A 21,190-nucleotide genomic window follows, 5' to 3' on the forward strand; every position below is an offset into this window, starting at 1 on the left:
ACCGCAAATCAGTTTGTTGCGATTTTCAGATCTTCTACCAGATTATTCAACACCAGAAAGCTGCCCTTTGCATCGCAATCCGGCATTGCCATCACCAAATCCCGGCTGGTGAGCTGTCCACCAAGCAATTGCAGCGCCTGAGCAGAAATATCCCTGCCGCAATTGTATTCCGTAACTTCGGCCTCAGCAGTCAGAGACACGGTACCGGATTCACTTGTGGTGCGTGGCAGGCTGTAGATCTCGGCAATACGCGGTGCCAATTGGCTGTCGTCGCCCAGGCGGACCACTTGCCCGGCCCCAGCCGCGCCGCGCCAGACATGGCCAGCGCTGCCATAGGCGGCACCAAACTCGCGAGCGTGGATTTCGAAACCGCTGTTACCGGTCCACTGCAGAACAATCCGCTCAATAGCGTCAAGTCCATCTACCTCCGCGACGGCGACAGCTCCGCTACCGCTCGCGGTCTCCGCGATGAAGACGGCCGTCCCGGCCAAAGCCGGCACCTGTGCGCTGAACCGGCCGGACTGGTCTAACGAAGCAGTAAAGGTCATGCCGCTGTGATGCACGGTTAAGCGCTCGTTTGGCCTGCATGCCGCCTCAACCGAAAGCCTAACCATTGCGATCGGGGCTGCTTCAGCCGCGGCCGTCATTTGGCAGGACACTGTATGCAAAGGTTCGGCTGGCTGGCTGCCCGCTTCCAACTCGTTTGCAGCAGCCGGCACCGACGTTAGCGTTATCTTTTCGATTCGAAGCTGAGCAGCATCGGGCTCCCCTGGCAGTTCAGGATCAGCCGCAGCGGTCCGGCCAGCCATACTGACCGCCAAGCCCGTGCCGGAGGACTGCATGAAGAATCCGATGCCCAAGGCGCAAGCCAGCGTCAACGCGCTTGTCAGCATCACCTGTTTGCTTAGCATGAGATCCTCCTGAACCTGTTCGGCTAAGAAAGCTTGCCTGAAAATTCCGGCCGGTTTGTGGCGGCCGGCAGGAGAGATTCAGGAAAATACGGCAATTTCGCCATCTTTGTCTCGCGCTGGGAAACAGACCCATGTCTGCTCCCCGTTCTTTGGCATTGCCAGAGTTTCTCTAGCGGCCTAGCGCGCTGTACCTTGCGCAGCGCCATGCACAAGGGAAGCAATCTTTTCCAAAAGGCCAGCGACGTGCGGGAAATCACCCACACGCCGCCGGGCGCAGCTTTAAGAAAGAGCCTGCGCGCTTTCCCCGGATCTCAGGTCAGACTGCCGTGGCAGTGCTTGAACTTCTTGCCCGACCCGCAAGGGCATTTGTCATTGCGCGAAGGGTTTCCCCAAGTCGCAGGATCATCCTCCGCAAAACCCGGTGCCGATTCCTCTGCAGGCGCTTCGGCAGCCGTCGGCTGCGGCACCGCCATTTGCTGCATTGCGGCCTGGCGGGCAGCCATTTCCTTCAGCATCTGCTGCTGCTCTTCCTCGGTCATCGGACGCACACGGCTAAGCTGCTGCGAGACTTCCTCCCGCAGAGAATCGAGCATGGTTTCGAACAGCTGGAAGCTTTCGTTCTTGTACTCATTCAGCGGATCACGCTGAGCGTAGCCGCGGAAGCCAACAACCGAGCGCAGGTGCTCCAGCGTCAGCAGGTGTTCGCGCCACTTCTTGTCAATGGTCTGCAGCAGCACCTGCTTTTCGATGTTGCGCATGTTTTCCGGGCCAAAGGCCGCGGCCTTTTCCGCCATCATCTTGTCGGAGGCCGCGACCAGACGTTCGCGGATCTGCTCGTCATCGACGCCTTCCTCGGCGGCCCATTCGGCCACAGGCGCGTCGATGGACAGCATCTCTCGCACCTGTTCCTGCAGGCCTGCGGTGTCCCATTGGTCGGCGTAGGTTTTGGGCGGCATATGGGTATCGAGCAGGTCGTCGATAACCTCGTGACGCATGTCATCGACAATCTCCGAGAGGTCCTCGGCGGCCATGATCTCGCGGCGCTGGTTGAAGATCACCTTACGCTGGTCGTTCATCACGTCGTCGAATTTCAGCACGTTCTTGCGCATGTCGAAGTTGCGGCCCTCGACCTTGGCCTGCGCACGTTCCAGCGACTTGTTCACCCAAGGGTGAATGATGGCTTCGCCTTCCTTCATGCCCAGCGACGACAACAGCTTGTCCAGCCGTTCGGAGCCAAAGATGCGCATCAGATCGTCTTCGAGGCTGAGGTAAAAGCGGGTGCGGCCGGGATCGCCCTGACGGCCGGAACGGCCGCGCAGCTGATTGTCGATGCGGCGGCTTTCGTGACGCTCCGAGGCCATCACGAACAGACCGCCCGCATCCAGAACCTTCTGCTTTTCCTCGGCGTGCTTGGCTTCCTCGGCCGCGCGCAGTTCTGCCGGATCGGCTTCCGGGTTTGCGGCCAGCGCCTCCAGCACCTTCAACTCGACGTTGCCGCCCAGCTGAATGTCGGTGCCGCGGCCGGCCATGTTGGTGGCGATGGTCACCGCGCCCAACCGGCCGGCGTCGGCAACGATCTGCGCTTCCTGCTCGTGGTGGCGGGCGTTCAGAACGTTGTGCGGGATGCCGTCCTGCTGCAGCATCTGGCTCAGCAGTTCGGATTTCTCGATCGAAGTGGTGCCCAGCAATACCGGCTGGCCCTTTTCATGCGCGACCTTGGCTTCCTTGATCATCGCCTCGTATTTCTCGCGGGCGGTGCGGTAGACCTGATCGTCCTCATCCACCCGCGCAATCGGGCGGTTGGTCGGCACTTCTACCACGCCCAAGCTGTAGATCTCGGCAAATTCCTCCGCCTCGGTCATCGCGGTGCCGGTCATGCCTGATAGCTTGTCGTAAAGTCGGAAATAGTTCTGGAAGGTCACCGAGGCCAGAGTGGTGTTCTCCGGCTGGATATTGACCTCTTCCTTAGCCTCAATGGCTTGATGCAGCCCTTCGGACAAGCGGCGGCCCGGCATCATGCGACCTGTGAATTCATCAATCAAGACAACTTCGCCGTTGCGGACAATATAATCCTTGTCCCGCTGGAACAATTTGTGCGCGCGCAGAGCCTGGTTCACGTGGTGGACAACGGAGGTGCTTTCAGGATCGTAAAGCGAGGCATCCTCCTCCAGCAGCCCGTGCTCGCGCAGCGTCTGTTCCAGGAATTCGTTGCCGTCCTCAGTAAAGGTCACACCACGGGTTTTCTCGTCCATCTCATAGTGATCTCCGGACAGAAGCGGGATCACTTTATCAATGGTTGAATAAAGCTCGGACCTGTCTTCAGCCGGGCCGGAAATGATCAAAGGGGTGCGGGCCTCGTCGATCAGGATCGAGTCGACTTCATCAACGATGGCAAAGTTGTGCTGTTTTTGGAACACCTGATCCAGCGACGGTTTCATGTTGTCGCGCAGATAGTCGAAACCCAGCTCGTTGTTGGTGGTATAGGTGACGTCGCTGTTATAGGCGGCCATTTTTTCAGCGTCGGCCTGCCCCGACCAGATCACACCGGTGGTCATGCCCAGCTGCGCAAACACCTTCCCCATCCATTCACTGTCGCGTGTGGCCAGGTATTCGTTCACGGTTACCACATGCACGCCCTTGCCGGTCAGCGCATTCAGGTAGGCGGGGAATGTCGCCACCAGGGTCTTGCCCTCCCCGGTCTTCATCTCGGAGATGTTACCCTGATGCAGGAAAATGCCGCCCATCAGCTGGGTGTCAAAGGCTCGCAAGCCAAGCGCCCGCTTGGCCGCTTCGCGCACGTTGGCAAAGGCTTCGGGCAGAAGCGCGTCCAGGCTCTCACCGCCCAATGCGCGCTTGCGCAGCTCTTCGGTCTTGTCCTTAAGCCCGTCATCACTGAGCTTCGCGAACGTGTCCTCCAGTCCGTTGATTTGTGAAATCAGCGGCCGTGTCGCCTTAATTTTACGGTCATTCGGTGTGCCGAAAACCTTTTTGGCGAGTGTTCCGAAACCCAGCATGTTTTCTCCAGCGATCCTATGTCCGGCCTTTGCATCGGGCAGGCTTGCCCGCCGTGTCCGCAACCCATAAACAATGGTGGTAAGACGATCCTGCCAATGGCCTCAAGGCGATGTAAGCGGCGGGGTATTGAGTGTCAACGGCAGGCCCTTATACGGCCTAGGAATAGGAAGTTTTCAATGCGTAAAGGTCTCACTTTTCTGCGTGGCGCTGCGGTGGCGGCCTGTGCTGCACTGCCGCTGGCCGCGGTCGCTGCACCCCATGCAAACACGGTTGTTGCCTCGGTCAATGGCGAGGAGATCACCATCGGCCATATGGTAATGGCCCGGGAAAACCTGCCTGCGCAGTACAAAGAGCTGCCTGATGACGTGCTCTACAAGGCCATTCTGGATCAGCTGGTTCAGCAAACCTTGCTGAAACAGCAGCTGCATAGCGACGTGCCTCGCTACGTCGAGCTGTCTGTCGAGAACGAAGAACGCGCCATGCTGGCCGCCAATGTGATCGATATGGTCATTGAAAAGGCCAGCGGCGAGGACGCGCTGCGCGCCGCCTATGACGTGAAATACTCGTCCGGTGACGGTGGTGACGAGTTTCACGCCGCCCATATCCTTGTTGAGAGTGAGGAGAACGCGCAGGACGTCAAAAAGGAACTGGACGCCGGTGCCGATTTCGCCACGCTTGCCAAGGAAAAATCTACCGGCCCCTCTGGCCCCAGCGGCGGCGATCTGGGCTGGTTCACCACCGGCCGTATGGTGCCGGAATTCGAAGACGCTGTTCTGAAGCTTCAGTCAGGTGAGATCTCCGCCCCGGTAAAAACCCAGTTCGGCTGGCATGTGATCCTGCTGCATGAACGCCGCAAAACTGAAGCCCCCGAGTTTGAAGAGGTGCGGGCTCAGCTGGCCGAGGAATTGCGTCAACGGGCAGTGGAAGAGCGCGTGAATGAACTGACCGCGTCCGCAGAAATCGAACGGCCAGAGATCGAGGATCTGGATCCTGCAGTTCTCAAAGACCTTAGCCTGGTAAGGAACTGATCATGGGAGCCCCCCTGCCCGTCTCGCCGCTGGCTCCAGCCAGCTTCCCCGACCTTCCGGTGATCCAGGGCGTTCGTTTTGCATCAGCCGCGGCCGGGGTCAAATATCAGGGCCGGACCGATGTGATGCTGGCGGTGATGGACCCGGGCACTGCGGTTGCCGGGGTGTTCACCCAGTCCACGACCCGCTCTGCGCCTGTTCTGGACTGCCAGGCCAAACTGGGCGGCAATGCTGACGCCGGTGCCGCAATCCTGGTCAATTCCGGAAATTCCAATGCGTTCACTGGCCATTACGGGCAAAGCTCGGTGGCAGAGATCACTACTGCCGTTGCGGATGCAACCGGCCTGCCCGCTGGACGCGTCTTTACTGCCTCCACCGGCGTCATTGGCGAGCCGCTGCCGCATGATCGAATTTTGGCAAAGATCGGCGAACTGAACGGGAGTTTAAGCGAAAACGCGCTGCAAGGCGCCGCCAAGGCGATCATGACCACCGATACTTTTGCCAAAGGTTCCAGCGCCACGGTGGGGATCGGTGGCCAGACGGTTAAGATCGCCGGCATCGCCAAGGGCTCAGGTATGATTGCTCCGGATATGGCAACGATGCTGGTCTACATTTTCACCGATGCAAAGGTCGGACAAGCTGACCTGCAGGCGCAGTTGGAGGAAATCTGCAACCGCACGTTCAATTGCATCACCGTGGACAGCGACACCTCGACCTCTGACAGCCTGATGCTGTGCGCCACCGGTGCTTCGGGCGTCGACGCAACTGGAAACGCGGAGTTTGCAGCCGGCCTGGAGCGGGTAATGCTTGACCTGTCGCACCAGGTGGTGCGCGATGGGGAAGGCGCCACCAAATTCGTGGAAGTCCAGGTAACCGGCGCAGCCTCGGATGCGGATGCGAAGGTTCATGGCCTGGCCATCGCCAACTCGCCGCTGGTTAAAACCGCGATTGCGGGCGAGGACCCGAACTGGGGCCGGGTGGTAATGGCAATTGGAAAATCCGGCGCTGCAGCCGACCGGGATCTGTTGTCAATCGCATTTGGCGACGTGCGAGTCGCCGAGAAGGGCTGGGTCGCACCGGACTACAAGGAAGATCTCGGCGCTGCGGAGATGAAAAAACAGGAGATCACCATAAAAGTCGACCTGGGACTGGGTGCGGGTAAGGCCACGGTATGGACCTGCGATTTGACCCATCAGTATATCTCGATCAACGCGGATTACCGGTCATGAAGGTGGTCCTTGTTTCTGCTGTCGCGCTCATCGACGCGGATGGGCGCGTGCTCCTGGCACAGCGCCCCCAAGGCAAATCCATGGCCGGTTTGTGGGAGTTCCCGGGCGGCAAGATTGAGCCAGGTGAAACACCGGAGGCAGCCCTGGTCCGTGAATTGCAGGAGGAACTGGGCATTGACACCTGGGCGTCCTGCCTTGCGCCGCTGACCTTCGCCAGTCACTCCTACGAGGATTTCCACCTGCTGATGCCGCTTTTTGCCTGCCGTAAATGGGACGGCATCCCGCAAGCCAAAGAGGGGCAGACCCTGACTTGGGTGCGGCCGCAGGATTTGCGGGAATATCCAATGCCACCGGCCGATATCCCGCTAATTCCGATTCTTCGGGACTGGCTGTAAAGCGCAGGTAGCTGCACCACGGCGGTTCCAGACTTTCCCAATGGTGAATTTACTCGGTTTTCCGCAGTTATAGATCGGATTTATTATAGAGTCCCGGGGCCTGGAGTGACTTCGTTCTTCATCCTCGGCCCGGCCTCAGTTGCAGCGCGGCGGCTGTCGCCGGGCCCATCCGGGCTGTGTTGCCGATGACGGCGACGATTTCGAGGGTCATACAGCGCCGCGTGACCGCTCGCTCATCGTTTGATTACTGCATCAGCGCACGGGCCGGGCGCGTCGGCGGCACCGGAACCAGAAAACACACCTTGCGGTCAGCATTGCCAAAGCCTGCTTCCGAGACAGCCAGCGCAGGCAGTTCGTCAACATCGTAGACCGGGAGAACGTGCTGGACTCCGAGGCGTGCGCAAAATGGCAGGGCCGAACGGTAAACCTGATCTCCCGGCTCGGCGAACTTAGTTAGCGTAGCCTTTAGAAGCGCTTCAGCCCCTGCGGCACGTAACATTGGAAACCGCCTAAGAAACCTTGCAGAAACAAACAGGCCCCGGCAAAGGTGCCAGGGCCTGCGCTTCAATCTGACTTTAGCAACGATCAGTCAAGGGTACGGGTGACTTCTTCGCGTTCGAAGATCTCAATCACGTCGTTCGGACGGACATCATCGTAGTTTTCGAACGCCATGCCGCATTCCTGGCCGGACTGGACCTCGGACACTTCGTCCTTGAAGCGTTTTAGGGTCTTCAGCGTGCCTTCGTGGATCACCACGTTGTCGCGCAGCAGACGCACACCAGCCGAGCGGCGGGCGACTCCCTCGGTGACCAGACAGCCGGCAACCTTGCCAATCCCGGTAACCTTGAAGACTTCCTTGATCTGCGCGTATCCGATGAAATTCTCGCGGATTTCGGCAGACAGCAGGCCGGAGGCCGCCGCTTTCACATCATCCACCAGATCATAGATCACCGAATAATAACGGATCTCGACGCTTTTCTGGTTGGCGGTGTTGCGGGCCGAAGCGTTAGCACGGACGTTGAAGCCCATGATCGGCGCACCGGAGGCTTCAGCGAGGCCGACATCGGTTTCGGTGATCGCACCGACGCCCGAATGCAGCACGCGAACGCGCACCTCGTCATTGCCGATCTTTTCCATCGCCTGAACGATGGCTTCAGCGGAACCTTGCACGTCAGCTTTGAGCAAGATCGGCAATTCGGAGACGCTTTCGTCATCCTTGGCCTTTTGCATCAGCTGTTCCAGCGTGGTCGCAGCACCAGCAGCGGCGCGCTTATCCTTCGCGGCCTGCTCACGGTATTCTGCGATCTCACGCGCCTGCGCTTCGGTGTCGGTCACGTTCAGCACGTCGCCTGCTTCCGGGGTACCGTTGAGGCCAAGAACCTCGACCGGAACGGACGGGCCGGCTTCCTGGACGCGCTCGCCCTTGTCGTTGATCAGCGCACGGACCTTGCCGTATTGCTCACCCACAACAAAGATATCGCCCTGGCGCAGGGTCCCGTTCTGAACCAGAACGGTTGCCACGGGGCCGCGGCCCACATCCAGCTGTGCCTCGATGACGGCGCCTTGAGCGGCGCGATCGGGGTTAGCCTTCAGTTCCAGAATTTCCGACTGCAGTGCAATGGCTTCCAGCAGCTCGTCGAGACCCTGGCCGGTAACCGCGGACACCTCAACGTCCTGCACGTCACCGGACATCGCTTCCACGACTACTTCGTGCTGCAGCAAGTCAGTACGAACCTTTGTCGGGTCAGCGGCTGGCTTGTCGATCTTGTTGATCGCCACAATCATCGGAACCTGCGCCGCCTTGGCGTGGTTGATGGCTTCGATGGTCTGCGGCATCACCGCATCATCTGCGGCAACAACCAGAACCACGATATCCGTCACCTGAGCGCCACGCGAGCGCATCGAGGTAAAGGCCGCATGGCCGGGCGTATCGAGGAAGCTCAGCACAGTGCCGCTTTCGGTTTTCACCTGATAAGCGCCGATGTGCTGGGTGATGCCGCCGGCTTCGCCAGCCACAACCCGGGCATCCCGGATTGCATCCAGCAGCGAGGTCTTGCCGTGGTCGACGTGGCCCATGATGGTGATGACGGGCGGACGCGGTTTCAGATCGTCTTCCTTGTCCTCAATCTCCTTAATCACGTCTTCAACGTCGGAGGCAGACACCCGGACCACCTTGTGGCCGAACTCTTCGATGATCAGTTCTGCGGTATCGGCATCGATGGTCTGGTTCTGCGTGACCATCATGCCCATGTTCATCAGCGATTTGACAACTTCGCCAACGCGCTCCGCCATCCGGTTGGCCAGTTCAGATACCACGATCGCTTCGGGCAGCTGAACGTCACGGATGACCTTTTCACGCTCGACCTGGCCGCCCATAGCTTTTTGCCGGGCACGCTCTTGCTTGCGCTTCATCGACGCCATCGACCGGTGGCGATTGCCGCCGCCGCCAGTGGCCTGACCCAAAGTCAGTTTGCCCGAACGGCGGCCATCGTCCTGGCCCTTGCCGCGGTTCTGACGCTGTTCGCGTTCACGATCTGCTTTACGCGGCGCGGCAGCAGGCGCGGGTTTATTCGGCGCCGGGCGCGCCGCTCTGGGCGTGTCGGCAGCAGGAGCAGCGGCGGCAGCAGCGGCACGTTCTTTTGCCACTTCAGCTTCACGCTTCTTGCGCTCTTCTTCTTCCTGCTTAGCCTTGGCACGGTCCTCGGCTTCGCGCTGCTCGCGTTCCTTCGCTTCCGCTTCGGCGCGGCGGCGGTTCCGCTCTTCTTCACGCGCTTTTTCTTCAGCAGCCCGGGCTGCCGTTTCTTCAGCCTCACGTGCTTTGGCGGCCTGCAGCGCCTTCAGGCGGCGCTCCATCTCTGCGTCACTGATGCCGGCAGGCCGGCGCGATCCGGATGTGGACGGTGCAGCACCGCTGCCCCCCTTGGCCGCACCCGGCTTGGGAACCACAACGCGCTTGCGCTTGGTTTCCACTACGACATTCTTGGTCCGTCCATGGCTGAAACTCTGTTTCACGTTCCCCGGACGGGAACTCCCACGCAGACCCAGTGTCTTTTTGCCGTCACTATCGCTCATAAAGCTTCTTATCCTTCCGTGCGGCCGTCGCCGCCCACCATTTCGCGCAAACCTTGCAGTCGTTGCGCCTCATCTACAACACGTTTGCTGAGTCCGCCAGAGGCGAGGGCGGCATGTATTGCAGTTTGGCGCCCAAATGCCAGTCCCAGCTCGTCCGCCGTGAGGCAGCCGATGAATTTGCCCTTGTAGGGGGTGCTCAGCTTCGACTTTCCGCGCCCCGACCCGTCAGAAGCCTGGATCAGCACCCGGGCGTCCTCTTTGTACAGCCAGTCTTTCACCCGTTCAAAGCCGGACACAGCATCGCCCGACTTGCGCGCCAGACTGATCAGCTCGACAAGCCGGCGGGCAACCTGCCGCTCAACCTCCTGAACCAAATCGTCCGGCACCTGAACCTGGGCCTTGAAGCTGCGGGCAAACAGCTTCTTTTTGACCGCGGTTTCCAATGCCGCCCGGCTGGACGCCACATAGACACCGCGGCCGGGCAGCTTGCCCATAACATCAGGCACAACTTGCCCGTCAGGACCCATCACAAATCGGATGAGGCCCTGTTTGGGCTGGGTCTCGCCGGTTGCGATGCATTTGCGTTCGCTCCCGTCGGTCCGGTCTTTTGTGGCGCCGCCGCGTGTCATGCAGTTCTCCTTTGCAAAGCCTGAATTCAGGCTTCGCCTTCCTCTTCGTCAGCGTCTTCGCCTTCAACTGCGTCTTCTTCCAGCTCAGCCGGATCAACCCAGCCTAGCATGATACGGGCAGTCATCACCCGATCCTGCGCCTGTTCCAGCGTCATGCCGAAAGGTTCCAGGATACCATCGTCCTTGACCCGTTCCCCACCATCGTTGGTCCAGCCGCCAGCCAGTTCCCAATCCGCACAGGTAGCGAAATCTTCCAGCGACTTCACGTCGTCCTTGGCCAGTGCCTCTACCATCTGCGGGGTCAGGCCTTCGAACTGAATCAGGCTGTCTTCGGCACCCAATTCACGGGCGGCATCCAGCGCCGCTTTGGCCTTGGCTTCCAGGTAGTCGCGGGCACGGGCCTGCAGTTCCCCTGCGGTTCCTTCGTCGACACCGTCGATAACCAGAAGTTCATCCAGTTCGACATAGGCGACCTCTTCGAGATTCGTAAAGCCTTCGGAAACCAGCAGCTGGGCAAAAAATTCGTCCAGATCCAGGGTTTCCATGAACAGCTTGGTGCGCGCTTCGAATTCCTTCTGGCGGCGGGCCGATTCTTCCTCTTCAGTCATGATGTCGATGTCGAGATTGGTCAACTGCGATGCCAGGCGCACGTTTTGGCCGCGGCGGCCAATGGCCAGGCTCAACTGTTCCTCAGGAACGACAACTTCGATCTTGCCTGCTTCTTCATCAAGCACAACCTTGGTCACTTCGGCCGGCTGCAGCGCATTCACCAGGAAAGTCGGCTGGTCCTCATTCCAGGGGATGATGTCGATTTTCTCACCCTGCAACTCGTTCACCACGGCCTGTACGCGGGAGCCGCGCATACCCACACAGGCGCCGACCGGATCGATCGAGCCGTCGTAAGAGATAACAGCGATCTTGGCGCGCGAGCCGGGATCACGGGCAACGGCCTTAATGTCGATGATACCGTCATAGATTTCCGGCACTTCCATCTTGAACAGCTCAGCCATGAATTCCGGCGCGGTGCGCGACAGGAAGATCTGCGGGCCGCGCGGCTCGCGGCGCACATCCTTGATGTAGCAGCGCACACGGTCGTTGGGACGATAGCTTTCGCGGCCGATCTTCTCGTTGCGGCGCAAGATCGCCTCGCCGGCGCCCACATCGACGATGACGTTGCCGTATTCCTCGCGCTTGACCAGACCGTTGATAATGGTGCCGGCACGGTCCTTGAATTCTTCGTACTGGCGGTCGCGCTCGGCTTCGCGGACTTTCTGCAGGATCACCTGCTTGGCCGACTGCGCGGCGATCCGGCCCATCTCAACCGGCGGCACTTCCTCGACATAGGTCTGGCCTACTTCTGGGTTGGCCATGTACTGGCGTGCCTGGTCGACCGTCATCTCGGCCTGGTAGTTTTCCAGCTCTTCTTCCGCCACCACGGTGCGAACGCGGGTGAATTTTGCCCGGCCGGTCTTGCGGTCGATAGACACCCGAATATCCATTTCAGCGCCGTAGCGGCTTTTGGCCGCACGGGCGAGGCTCTCTTCCATCGCCTCGATGACCAGACCTGGATCGATCATCTTTTCGCGCGCCACGGCCTCGGCGGTTTGCAACAGCTCCAGCTGGTTTGCAGAGGTGATAGCCATTACTTTTTCTCCTCTTCGGACTCTTCGGTCTCGATTTCGTCGAATGCGTCTTCTTTGAGCGTGCCGGCCTCTTTGCGCTGGCGCAGCATTTCCTTGATCAGATCATCGGTCAGAACAAGCTTGGCGTCGCTCAGCCAGTCAAACTTCAATCCGATTGTCACGGTCTCGCCCTGATCTTCAATGTTGATCAGAACTTCGTCCCCTTCAGTTCCCGCCAGCTCGCCCTTAAAGCGGCGGCGGCCGCCAACCATCTCGGCGGTTTCCAGCTTGGCCTCGTAGCCTTCGAACATCTCGAAGTCCTTCATCCGCGTCAGCGGGCGGTCGATGCCGGGGCTCGACACTTCCAGCGCATAAGCGTCGATAAGCGGATCCTCAACGTCCAGCACGGCGCTTACCGCATTGGAGATATCAGCGCAGTCATCAACTTCGATACCGCCATCCGGCTTATCGGCCATGATCTGCAATGTGGTTGCCTTACCAGACATCAGCCGGATCCGCACCAGCTCATAACCCAAGTCCTCGATCACCGGGGTGATGATCTCGGCCAGGCGCCGGTCGATGGCAGCTTTGGCAATCAGGTCGTTGGTCATCAGACCTCCACTTGGGGCTTGCAGGCAATGGCCTGCGGGCACAAAAAAACGGGCGCGCGGCCCGTTGAAATTCCCGGTGGAGCCTTAAACCAGAGGTTCAACGCGCCGCTGTTGTCAAAGGCATATAGGACGGTTCGCCCAAAACTGCAAGAGGATCGTGCAGTACGCAAAACGGCTGACCGTCGGACTGCTACCCCAGCTTGCCCTGAAGATCAGCCGCAACCCCAACCACGACCCCCTAATCCTGGCTGCTAATCACCAGATAAACAATGCCTTCACTGACCCAAGTGGCAGCGGCCATGCCAGCCAGAACCTCGCTTGCACCGCCTTGCCGGCGCCGGCGGAACAGGTGACGCAAAAGGCGACCGGTACGCCGTCCGGGTCTAGATATGCCATTTGCAATAGGGGTTTGCCATTGAAACCGAGCAGCTGGGCGCATTTGAATTCCAGCCTCTTGGCAGATTGTGCAGGAGACGGGTCGACGCTCTGGCCGCTGGAAAATCCGGCCAGAACTTCGGCCGTCACTCCGGTCGACTGCCCGGCATTCACCACTGCGTAAATGATGCAGAACGACTGGTGGAAAACCACGACCGCCTCCCAGTCCGGCGCCTTTTGCGGCTGGGGTCCCCTGCAGTATGTAATTGGAAAGAACTCCCCGGCCGGCAGCCATCCCCTTTCCGGCAACCAGCTGCCGCAAGGCACAGACGGGGCGGGATGAGAGAATCAGCCTTACGCCATCGGCGAGGCACCCAGTGCCGCGGCGGATAAGACGGCCCGCAACGCAGCCACCGAATTGTCAGTATCTGTGAACACTGCGCCAAAGCCGCATCCTAGTTCAGCGCAACCATGACCCGGCTGAGAAGGGCAGTGTCCGCCTCTCCGTCCATGCAGGCCATCAGCTCTACATCGGTGAATGCCAATTGCGCTTGTTTCATCTTCCCATCTCCGTTTCCGCCAACTTTCCGGCAATCTACCTGCGGGCGGCCGCCAGTCTGCTCATCACCATGCCAATGGCGATATTCAGGGCTTCCTCCACCTCCTTTCAGGCAAAGTCCCGGTCATACAGGCGCAGAGCTGTGAGCCGCTGACTGTCAGGCAACTCGTCTACCTTAGAAAACACCTGACGAGCATAAGTTTTCGTTTCCGTGTCTACCCGTCCCAGCCAACTGGCATCATCGGCACTGGTTGCTCCGCGGCAGATGGGTTCAAGTATTTCGGCACCTCATAGAATGCCAGCCTACCCCAATACGAAAACCAGCTCGCTTCCTTTCCATCACATTCCAAGAGAGCGGCGCGCGGCAACCGCATGAATTGCAGTGGCTGAAGAAAAGATAGCGTATCCAAAGCGTTATTGCCTGCATGCTTCAAGATAGCTGCAACGTCAGAATTGAGGATAGCCGGTCAGGTCAACCACCAGCGCTCGGCAATGCGCCCGTCATCCAGTGGTCCGCGCCGTCCTACAGTACGCGGAATACCGACATTTCGCCGAGCGGCCAGGGCCATGTCGCTGGAAGAGGGGTGATACAAGAACGCGCCGCGCTTCAGCAGCCCGCGCGGTTCCGGGAGCGCAGCCACATCAACATAACCGTCGCGCAGGGCCTCGGCCCGGATTTCCGCATCAGGGATCACAATGATCTCCACGGTCTGCGCCCAGCCTGCTGTGCCAGACTTATAGTGATGCTCAACGCTGCAAGCTCGGAAATGACGGCCTTCCTGGGCGCGTTCCACTTTGTAGCATCCAGTGCCAATCGCATCGGACAACGGCACAGGCAGTTCTCCGCCAGGTGCAACAATCTGATCGGCGCCGGCGAGCAGATAAGGCAAATGCGGATTGGTTTGGGTCAGCTCAATCAGCAGCTGACGACTGCCCAGCGCGGTGATCGCTTGTACCTCAGCACCGGCAATACCCTGTGTTGCAAGCGAGGCTGCCGCATCCTCTGCCGCGAAAAGCGTACCGTCATGAAACGTCACCCCCGCGCGCAAATCGAAGGTCCAGGTCTTCGCATCCTGCGTCGAATGCCAGCCTGTGGCCAGTTCACCGCGCAGCAGTCCATCGGAGGCGATTTCAGTCAGCGTGTCATAGACTGCACCGCGGACGGCCTGTTCCAGCATCCCGCCTTCGCGCGGAACGGCAAGGCGCAAAACGCCGCCGGCCTTCGGAGATGCATTGACCGATCCGCCTGCTGCCGCCAGCAAAGCAGCAGCTGCACCCGATGTGAACAGCGCGCGGCGGTCTATGCGCGTCATGGCACAAGTTCTCCTGCAATCCGGTCCATCGCCCGGACCAGCTCAGCGCTGATTCCCGGTTCTGACAAAGCATGGCCGGCATTGCGCACCATCTTCAACTCCGCATTCGGCCACAGCTCATTCAGGCGCCAGGCAGAAGACGGCGGGCAGATCATATCGTAACGGCCCTGCACGATGACCCCGGGAATATGAGAGATCCGGCCCATATTAGCGAAGATCTGGCCATCGTAATCGAGGAAACCGCCATTGATGAAATAGTGGTTCTCCAGCCGGGCAAACGCACGGGCGTAATCTCCGGGGCTTTCTCCGCTCTGGCCGTTGGAATGCACCGAAGCCAGCGCGTTCTCCCATGCGGACCAGGAGCGGCCGTAACGCACTTCCTCTTCCAGATCGCCGGAAAACAACCGCTTGTGATAGGCGGCGATCATGTCGCTGCGCTCCGCATCCGGGATCAGAGAAACGAATTTGGCCCAGGTTTCGGGCCAGAATTTGCCAGCGCCGCCGCCATAGAACCAATCCAGCTCAGCCCTGGTCATCAGGAACACGCCGCGCAGGATGATTTGCTGGACCCGGCCGGGGTGGGTCTGAGCGTATATCAGCGCCAGTGTCGCCCCCCAGCTGCCGCCGAACAGGATCCAGGACTCGATGCCGAGCTGACTTCGAATCAGTTCCATATCGGCAACCAGATGCCAGGTGGTGTTGTCCTCACAGGACGCATAGGGGCGCGAGCGGCCGCAGCCGCGCTGGTCGAACAGGATGATTCGGTACACAAGCGGATCAAAATACCGCCGCATCGCCGGACTGCTGCCGCCGCCAGGGCCGCCATGGCACACGATCACGGGAATACCATTAGGATTGCCGGTTTGCTCGGCATATATTCGGTGGCCCTGGCCCGCGTCGATCATGCGCTGGTCAAAGGGCTCGACCGGCGGATAAAGATAATGCACAGCGCGCTTTTGGTCCGGGTATCTATCCATTACTGACCTTAGTGAAACGTCAGACTACAAAAGAGCACACGGAGACAGGAATGCAAGCGCCTCAATCCACGGTCGACCCTGCCGAAATCGCAAAATTCGAAGCGATGGCGGCAGAGTGGTGGGATCCGAACGGCAAGTTCAAGCCTTTGCACATGCTGAACCCGTGCCGACTTGATTATATTACCCGTCAGATCGCCGGGCAATTCGCCCGCGACCTGACGTCACAGCACCCGTTCAAGGGGCTGCGGCTGCTGGATATCGGATGTGGCGGCGGGCTGCTTAGCGAGCCCATGGCGCGGTTGGGTGCAACAGTTGTTGGCGCCGATGCCGCAGAAGGCAACCTGCCGGTCGCCCGCATTCATGCCGAACAGTCCGGGCTGGAGATTGACTACCGCCACACCACCGCCGAAGCGCTGGCCGAGGCCGGTGAGCAATTCGACGTGGTGCTCAACATGGAAGTGGTGGAACATGTTGCCGACCCGGTCAGCTATCTGACGGCGACGCAGCTGCTGCTGAAACCCGGCGGGCTGGAGATCTGCTCGACCCTCAACCGCAACCCCAAAAGCTTTGCCATGGCCATTATCGGGGCTGAGGTGATCATGCGCTGGCTGCCGCGTGGCACCCATGAATGGTCTAAGTTCATTACCCCGGACGAGCTGTTCGAGCTGCTGCGCAAAGCCGGGCTGAAGCCGGTGGACCGCAAGGGGTTCGTGTTCAATCCGATCACTTGGAACTGGTCCATCTCCGAACGCGATTTGTCGGTAAACTATGTGACCGCCAGCGTAAAACCGGGCTGAGGGTGCCCTCGCCGGCCGGTTTCAGCTGCCGCTTATCCTAAAGGATAGGTGGTAATCCTTATGCTCTCTTTAGCCATCGCGCCTCGCTTGGTATTTGTAACGAGCGGACTTGGAGTATTTTTCTTAGCCGCGATTGGGCACAAGCTAAAAACCTATCGGATGCTTGCGGGCGTCGCTGAAGGGGGCTGCCCATTGGTTGTACGATCGCCATTCACGGCATGATGGGGAAGAGGGGCGTCTGTTTGCAGGCGTCCCTTTTTTACGCCGAGAAAATGACGGCTTGGATTCAGCCGCTTTCTTCCAGCTTGCCGCGCAGTTCGCGCAAAATAGGCAAGGTCGCCCGGACACGATCGCTCCCTAATTCACCCACAACTTCCGAGATCACCGGTATGATCCCGGCCAGCGCCGCGTCACGGGCCTGCTTGCCAGCCGGGCTGATCGCCACCATTTTGCGCCGTGCATCGTCCCAATCGGGGCGGACATGGATGTATCCCGCAACTTCCAGCTTGCTCAGCGTGTTTGTCATCGCCCCGCGGGTCACGTGAAACGCTTTGGCCAGCTGCGCGGGCGAGCGTTCCAGCCCGGCCCGAGCCAAGTGGTTCAGCACCGAGAAATGCGACAGTTCCATCCCTTTGGGCAGCACTTTGCTGAGACGTGACCGCGCCAGCTGGTCAGCCATAAGAATTTCGCTGAACAGCGATACCGCCAGGGAATGGGTTTCATCCATCAGGGTTCGTCAAACTCCCGGTCGTGTGTCAAGGACGGCACGCGTTTGCGCGCTTCTGCCACTTTTTGAAGATCGAGATCAACGAAAGTCACGCCGGGCTCTTGGCCCGCATCGGCCAGCACCTCGCCCCAAGGGGCCACAGCCAACGAATGGCCATAGGTCTTACGGCTGGGCCCGCGGGAGGCCGGGTGCTGGCCGGTCTGCGCCGGGGCCAGCACGAAGCAGCCGGTTTCGATCGCCCGCGCACGCAGCAGCGAATGCCAATGCGCCGCGCCCGTAACATAGGAAAACGCTGCCGGCGCTGTGAGAATCTGCGCACCTCCCTTGGCCAAGGCCCGGTGCAGATGCGGAAAGCGTACGTCATAACAGATCGTCATGCCGATACTGGCGAAAGGTGTTTCTGCCACAATCGCCTTTGTACCCGGGCGGTAGCCATCGGATTCGCGGTAAGTTTCCTCGGGGGTGACCTCCACGTCGAACATGTGGATCTTATCATAGCGGGCTTTTATTTCACCTTTTGGGGAAATCAGAAATTGCCGGTTGGCGAAACGCCCGTCCTCATCGTGGGTCTTGATCCCCAGCGAACCCAGCAGCAGCCACACCCCATGTTTCGCGGCCTCGTTACGCAAGGTTGCGAGGATCGTGTCGTCTTCTTCATGGCAAAGCATAGCATTCTGGTGCGTCCGGCTGCCGGAAAGGCAATTGGTGACCTCCGGCGTAAGCACGAACCCTGCCCCGCCGCGCACAGCCTCAGCCATCATCGTTTTCACCGTTTCCAGGTTTTCAGCCGGGATGTCGGTGGACGTCATCTGAATCAGAGCTGCACGCATTCTGTCTCTCCCAGTTCAGGCCGCCAACAGCGGGTCGAGCTTGCCCGCCTGCTCCAGCGCATAAAGCTCATCACAGCCGCCGATATGGGTTTCGCCGATAAAAATCTGCGGAACCGTGCGACCGCCATTGGCGCGCTGAATCATCTCTGCCTTGCGATCCGGCTGCGCCAGAACGTTGATTTCCGAAAAGGTAACACCCTTCTGGTTCAGCAGACGCTTGGCCGCGTGGCAAAATCCGCACAGCGGCGAGGTGTAGATTTCAACGGTTTTCATTCAGGACCCCATGATCAGATTTGGAAGGTTGTGGAGGAATTGGGCATTCATTGCAACAATTGCCAGAGGCGGGCGGGCCGCTTCACGCTTGCGTGACACGGGCCAGCACCGCAACACGCACTTCTGATGCTCCGGCTTGCAGGCATGCATCAGTACAAGCGCTGAGGGTGGCGCCGGAGGTCATCACGTCATCCACGATCAGAACCGTGCGCCCTTTGATCCGCTCTTTCCGGCTCGGGTGCGCTGCAATTGCAGCGCACAAATGCTTAAAACGCTGGTCCCGCGTCTTGCCTTCGAGTGCGGGGGTCCGCCGGAACCTGCTCAGCAAGTCCGGGCAATGTTCCAGTTCCGTGCGCTTCGCCACTGAACCAGCTAGCAAGGCGGATTGATTGTACTTACGCTTCAGCAGCCGGGTCCAATGCAGCGGTACTGGGCATATCAGAGGATTATCCCCCAGCAACGGCTGCACAGCCCGCTCCATCCATGCAGCGGCCATGTACGCAATTTCCGTCCTGTCGCCATGTTTTAGTGCCAGAACCAGCTTGCGGCCCTGCCCCTCATAAAGCAGCGCGGATCGCCCTCGGCTCCAAGGACGTGGATAGCGCAGGCAGCTGTCGCATTCCAAGCGGAAGCCGTCCGCCTCGCCCGGCAATGGGGCGCCGCAGCCCTCGCAGACCGTGCCGCTAATGAAATACATCTCGGCCCAGCAGGAACCGCACAGGCCAAAGTCGCTGCCAACCAGCCCTCCGCAGCTCATGCATTGCGGCGGGTATATCAATGAAACTGCGGTTTGAATCCCACCCAACAGCATCTAAATAGCTCCCATGACACAAGCACCTGCACAGCTTTTCGACCGTCGCACCCTGGCGGCCCGCCGCGCACGCCGGCGTCCGGACGCCCTGTTTCTGCACCAGATGGCGCGGGATGAGGCCGAGGATCGCCTGAGCATGGTTAATAGACGCTTTACAACGCCCGCCGTTGTCTGCCCCTTCCCGGAGGTCTGGGAGGGATTTCTACCCGGTGCCGCAGTGGTTCCTGATGACGATGTGCTGACGCTGGAAGAAGGCGCGCATGATGTGTTGATCCACGCCATGTGCCTGCATTGGGCCAATGACCCGGTAGGCCAGCTGATCCAGTGCCGTCGTGCGCTAAAAGAGGACGGTCTGCTGCTGGTTGTCATGCTTGGCGGCCATACCTTGCAAGAATTGCGCGCAGCCATGGCCGAAGCAGAGACCGTGGTGATGGGAGGCCTTTCACCGCGCGTTGCGCCGATGGGGGAAATCCGCGACCTGGGCGGTTTACTGCAGCGGGCGGGTTTTGCTCTGCCGGTAGCAGACCTGGTACCGCTGACCGCCGAATACCGCAACCTCACCCATCTGATCCACGACCTGCGCGGTATGGGAGAGACCAACGCCCTTGCCCAACGGCTGAAAAACCCGGCGCCTCGCGCCCTGTTTGAGCTCGCCGATCATATCTATCAGAAACATTTTGCCAACCTAGAAGGCCGGCTGCCCGCAACGTTCGAATTGGTCTGCCTGACCGGCTGGTCGCCGTCGGACAACCAGCAGAAGCCCTTGCGCCCCGGCTCTGCACGGATGCGCCTCGCCGATGCGTTGAGAGTACCGGAAACCAAACTCAAGCCCTGATAAATGTTCGCTATGGCTGCACCAATGTGATCCAATTGGCCTTCTGTGCGTAAAGACAGTAATTTCCCGCCAACCACCAATTTCTCAGCCCCACAGGACCTGCCCATGCTGGACGCCGCCCGGACCGCTAAATGCCCTGCCCACGCCCCTGCCGATCACCCTAAGCTTCCGGTGGAAAAGGTCGGGATCCTTCTGGCCAACCTCGGCACGCCGGATGATTATTCGTACTGGCCGATGCGCCGGTACTTGAACGAGTTCCTGTCCGACAAAAGGGTGATCGACTACCCGTCTTGGAAATGGCAACCGCTGCTGCAGCTGATCATCCTGACCAAACGTCCGTTCTCCTCGGGCGCTGCCTATAAATCGATCTGGAACCACGACAAGGGTGAAAGCCCTTTGATGACCATCACCAAAGACCAAACCGGCAAGATGGCGGCGGCGATGAAAGCACGCTATGGCGATCAGGTGATGGTCGATTTCTGCATGCGCTATGGCAACCCCTCGACCAAATCCAAAGTGCGGGAAATGGTTGCGGCCGGCTGCCAAAAGATCCTGTTTGTACCGCTCTACCCGCAATACGCCGGCGCCACCTCTGGCACTGCCAACGACCAGTTCTTCCGCGCCCTTATGGATGAACCTTGGCAGCCTGCCGCCCGCACGATCGCGCCCTATTTCGACCAGACTTCCTACATCGACGCTTTGGCGCGATCGGTGGAAGAAGCCTATGCCAAAGCGGAAAGGCGCCCGGATATCCTGGTGGTTTCCTATCATGGTATGCCAAAGCGCTACCTGATTCAGGGCGACCCGTACCATTGCCAGTGCCAAAAGACGACACGCCTGCTGAAGGAGCGGCTAGGCTGGGAGGACACTTGGATCACAACTACCTTCCAGTCTGTATTTGGACCCGAGGAATGGTTGAAGCCTTACACCGTGGATCACGTCGCAACGCTTGCCAAGGAAGGCAAGAAGAATATCGCGGTGATCGCGCCGGCCTTCTCGGCCGATTGCATCGAGACGCTGGAAGAAATCAACGAAGAGATCCGTGAAAGCTTTATGCACGCCGGCGGCGAAGACTTTCTTTATATTCCCTGCCTTAACGATGATAACGATCACGTTGCGGCACTGGCCGGGGTTATCGAGCAGAATCTGCTAGGCTGGCTGGACTAAATCTCTGTCCCGGT

20 protein-coding genes are annotated in these 21,190 nt (G+C 59.6%); 6 read left to right on the forward strand and 14 right to left on the reverse strand.

What is annotated here, in order from left to right; translation table 11 throughout:
• Positions 1 to 8: 8 nt before the first annotated feature.
• Both METH_RS18950 and secA read right to left on the reverse strand, forming a co-directional pair.
• Complete coding sequence (locus METH_RS18950) at positions 9 to 911, reverse strand: hypothetical protein (protein WP_024092089.1); 903 nt, start codon at positions 909 to 911, stop codon at positions 9 to 11.
• 311 nt (positions 912 to 1,222) lie between these two features.
• On the reverse strand, positions 1,223 to 3,925 hold the full coding sequence (gene secA, locus METH_RS18955; protein WP_024092090.1) for a preprotein translocase subunit SecA: 2,703 nt from the start codon (positions 3,923 to 3,925) through the stop codon (positions 1,223 to 1,225).
• Between the two features lie 177 nt (positions 3,926 to 4,102).
• On the opposite strand from secA, the gene METH_RS18960 reads away from it, so the two are divergent.
• From METH_RS18960 to mutT, 3 genes are read left to right on the forward strand one after another with little or no spacing between them, the layout of a single operon-like run.
• The gene (locus METH_RS18960) at positions 4,103 to 4,954 is read left to right on the forward strand and encodes a peptidylprolyl isomerase (protein WP_024092091.1); all 852 of its coding nucleotides are present in this window, start codon (positions 4,103 to 4,105) and stop codon (positions 4,952 to 4,954) included.
• 2 nt (positions 4,955 to 4,956) lie between these two features.
• Positions 4,957 to 6,183, forward strand: a complete 1,227-nt coding sequence (gene argJ, locus METH_RS18965; protein ID WP_024092092.1) for a bifunctional glutamate N-acetyltransferase/amino-acid acetyltransferase ArgJ — start codon at positions 4,957 to 4,959, stop codon at positions 6,181 to 6,183.
• Positions 6,180 to 6,578, forward strand: a complete 399-nt coding sequence (gene mutT, locus METH_RS18970; protein ID WP_024092093.1) for an 8-oxo-dGTP diphosphatase MutT — start codon at positions 6,180 to 6,182, stop codon at positions 6,576 to 6,578. Before argJ ends, mutT begins: the two co-directional genes overlap by 4 nt.
• 244 nt (positions 6,579 to 6,822) lie before the next feature.
• Here mutT and METH_RS18975 read toward each other — a convergent pair whose 3' ends face one another.
• The 8 genes from METH_RS18975 to pip form a co-directional block, all read right to left on the reverse strand.
• Entirely contained in the window at positions 6,823 to 7,077 is a 255-nt protein-coding gene (locus METH_RS18975) for a hypothetical protein (protein ID WP_024092094.1), read from the reverse strand.
• Between the two features lie 86 nt (positions 7,078 to 7,163).
• Entirely contained in the window at positions 7,164 to 9,650 is a 2,487-nt protein-coding gene (gene infB, locus METH_RS18980) for a translation initiation factor IF-2 (protein WP_024092095.1), read from the reverse strand.
• An 8-nt stretch (positions 9,651 to 9,658) separates the two neighbouring features.
• A complete protein-coding gene (locus METH_RS18985; protein WP_024092096.1) occupies positions 9,659 to 10,279 on the reverse strand; it encodes an RNA-binding protein in 621 nt (206 codons plus the stop codon).
• Positions 10,280 to 10,305: 26 nt separating this feature from the next.
• Positions 10,306 to 11,922: a transcription termination factor NusA gene (gene nusA, locus METH_RS18990; protein ID WP_024092097.1), complete on the reverse strand. Its 1,617-nt coding sequence runs from the start codon at positions 11,920 to 11,922 to the stop codon at positions 10,306 to 10,308.
• Positions 11,922 to 12,512, reverse strand: coding sequence for a ribosome maturation factor RimP (gene rimP, locus METH_RS18995; RefSeq protein WP_024092098.1), 591 nt, complete (start codon positions 12,510 to 12,512; stop codon positions 11,922 to 11,924). Before rimP ends, nusA begins: the two co-directional genes overlap by 1 nt.
• 255 nt (positions 12,513 to 12,767) lie before the next feature.
• Positions 12,768 to 13,100 carry a hypothetical protein gene (locus tag METH_RS19000; RefSeq protein WP_024092099.1) on the reverse strand — a complete coding sequence of 111 codons (333 nt, stop codon included), beginning with the start codon at positions 13,098 to 13,100 and terminating at the stop codon, positions 12,768 to 12,770.
• Positions 13,101 to 13,913: 813 nt separating this feature from the next.
• Positions 13,914 to 14,759 carry an ABC transporter substrate-binding protein gene (locus tag METH_RS19005; protein WP_024092101.1) on the reverse strand — a complete coding sequence of 282 codons (846 nt, stop codon included), beginning with the start codon at positions 14,757 to 14,759 and terminating at the stop codon, positions 13,914 to 13,916.
• Positions 14,756 to 15,736: a prolyl aminopeptidase gene (gene pip, locus METH_RS19010; RefSeq protein ID WP_024092102.1), complete on the reverse strand. Its 981-nt coding sequence runs from the start codon at positions 15,734 to 15,736 to the stop codon at positions 14,756 to 14,758. The genes METH_RS19005 and pip overlap by 4 nt, the downstream gene beginning before the upstream one ends.
• A 50-nt stretch (positions 15,737 to 15,786) precedes the next feature.
• Here pip and ubiG point away from each other — a divergent pair, with 50 nt between their 5' ends.
• Positions 15,787 to 16,533 (forward strand): bifunctional 2-polyprenyl-6-hydroxyphenol methylase/3-demethylubiquinol 3-O-methyltransferase UbiG, encoded by a 747-nt coding sequence (gene ubiG, locus METH_RS19015; RefSeq protein WP_024092103.1) that lies wholly within the window; start codon positions 15,787 to 15,789, stop codon positions 16,531 to 16,533.
• Positions 16,534 to 16,819: 286 nt separating this feature from the next.
• On the opposite strand, the gene METH_RS19020 is transcribed toward ubiG, so the two are convergent.
• The 4 genes from METH_RS19020 to METH_RS19035 all read right to left on the reverse strand — a co-directional run bounded on the left by METH_RS19020 (position 16,820) and on the right by METH_RS19035 (position 19,174).
• Entirely contained in the window at positions 16,820 to 17,260 is a 441-nt protein-coding gene (locus METH_RS19020; RefSeq protein WP_024092104.1) for a MarR family winged helix-turn-helix transcriptional regulator, read from the reverse strand.
• Complete coding sequence (locus METH_RS19025; protein WP_024092105.1) at positions 17,260 to 18,090, reverse strand: carbon-nitrogen hydrolase family protein; 831 nt, start codon at positions 18,088 to 18,090, stop codon at positions 17,260 to 17,262. The genes METH_RS19020 and METH_RS19025 overlap by 1 nt, the downstream gene beginning before the upstream one ends.
• 15 nt (positions 18,091 to 18,105) lie before the next feature.
• Positions 18,106 to 18,363 (reverse strand): glutaredoxin 3, encoded by a 258-nt coding sequence (grxC, locus tag METH_RS19030; protein WP_024092106.1) that lies wholly within the window; start codon positions 18,361 to 18,363, stop codon positions 18,106 to 18,108.
• A gap of 82 nt (positions 18,364 to 18,445) precedes the next feature.
• Entirely contained in the window at positions 18,446 to 19,174 is a 729-nt protein-coding gene (locus METH_RS19035) for a ComF family protein (RefSeq protein WP_024092107.1), read from the reverse strand.
• 13 nt (positions 19,175 to 19,187) lie between these two features.
• Between METH_RS19035 and METH_RS19040 the strand changes: the two genes are divergently transcribed.
• The gene (locus METH_RS19040) at positions 19,188 to 20,009 is read left to right on the forward strand and encodes a methyltransferase domain-containing protein (protein ID WP_024092108.1); all 822 of its coding nucleotides are present in this window, start codon (positions 19,188 to 19,190) and stop codon (positions 20,007 to 20,009) included.
• A 105-nt stretch (positions 20,010 to 20,114) separates the two neighbouring features.
• A complete protein-coding gene (gene hemH, locus METH_RS19045) occupies positions 20,115 to 21,176 on the forward strand; it encodes a ferrochelatase (protein WP_024092109.1) in 1,062 nt (353 codons plus the stop codon).
• Positions 21,177 to 21,190: the final 14 nt, after the last annotated feature.

The sequence above is a fragment of the Leisingera methylohalidivorans DSM 14336 genome (assembly GCF_000511355.1).
GTDB classification, from domain to species: domain Bacteria; phylum Pseudomonadota; class Alphaproteobacteria; order Rhodobacterales; family Rhodobacteraceae; genus Leisingera; species Leisingera methylohalidivorans.

Coding starts and splice junctions, on each gene's coding strand:
- METH_RS18950 (WP_024092089.1), bottom strand. CDS start 911: ATGCTAAGCAAACAGGTGATGCTGACAAGCGCGTTGACGCTGGCTTGC.
- secA (WP_024092090.1), bottom strand. CDS start 3,925: ATGCTGGGTTTCGGAACACTCGCCAAAAAGGTTTTCGGCACACCGAAT.
- METH_RS18960 (WP_024092091.1), top strand. CDS start 4,103: ATGCGTAAAGGTCTCACTTTTCTGCGTGGCGCTGCGGTGGCGGCCTGT.
- argJ (WP_024092092.1), top strand. CDS start 4,957: ATGGGAGCCCCCCTGCCCGTCTCGCCGCTGGCTCCAGCCAGCTTCCCC.
- mutT (WP_024092093.1), top strand. CDS start 6,180: ATGAAGGTGGTCCTTGTTTCTGCTGTCGCGCTCATCGACGCGGATGGG.
- METH_RS18975 (WP_024092094.1), bottom strand. CDS start 7,077: ATGTTACGTGCCGCAGGGGCTGAAGCGCTTCTAAAGGCTACGCTAACT.
- infB (WP_024092095.1), bottom strand. CDS start 9,650: ATGAGCGATAGTGACGGCAAAAAGACACTGGGTCTGCGTGGGAGTTCC.
- METH_RS18985 (WP_024092096.1), bottom strand. CDS start 10,279: ATGACACGCGGCGGCGCCACAAAAGACCGGACCGACGGGAGCGAACGC.
- nusA (WP_024092097.1), bottom strand. CDS start 11,922: ATGGCTATCACCTCTGCAAACCAGCTGGAGCTGTTGCAAACCGCCGAG.
- rimP (WP_024092098.1), bottom strand. CDS start 12,512: ATGACCAACGACCTGATTGCCAAAGCTGCCATCGACCGGCGCCTGGCC.
- METH_RS19005 (WP_024092101.1), bottom strand. CDS start 14,759: ATGACGCGCATAGACCGCCGCGCGCTGTTCACATCGGGTGCAGCTGCT.
- pip (WP_024092102.1), bottom strand. CDS start 15,736: ATGGATAGATACCCGGACCAAAAGCGCGCTGTGCATTATCTTTATCCG.
- ubiG (WP_024092103.1), top strand. CDS start 15,787: ATGCAAGCGCCTCAATCCACGGTCGACCCTGCCGAAATCGCAAAATTC.
- METH_RS19020 (WP_024092104.1), bottom strand. CDS start 17,260: ATGGATGAAACCCATTCCCTGGCGGTATCGCTGTTCAGCGAAATTCTT.
- METH_RS19025 (WP_024092105.1), bottom strand. CDS start 18,090: ATGCGTGCAGCTCTGATTCAGATGACGTCCACCGACATCCCGGCTGAA.
- grxC (WP_024092106.1), bottom strand. CDS start 18,363: ATGAAAACCGTTGAAATCTACACCTCGCCGCTGTGCGGATTTTGCCAC.
- METH_RS19035 (WP_024092107.1), bottom strand. CDS start 19,174: ATGCTGTTGGGTGGGATTCAAACCGCAGTTTCATTGATATACCCGCCG.
- METH_RS19040 (WP_024092108.1), top strand. CDS start 19,188: ATGACACAAGCACCTGCACAGCTTTTCGACCGTCGCACCCTGGCGGCC.
- hemH (WP_024092109.1), top strand. CDS start 20,115: ATGCTGGACGCCGCCCGGACCGCTAAATGCCCTGCCCACGCCCCTGCC.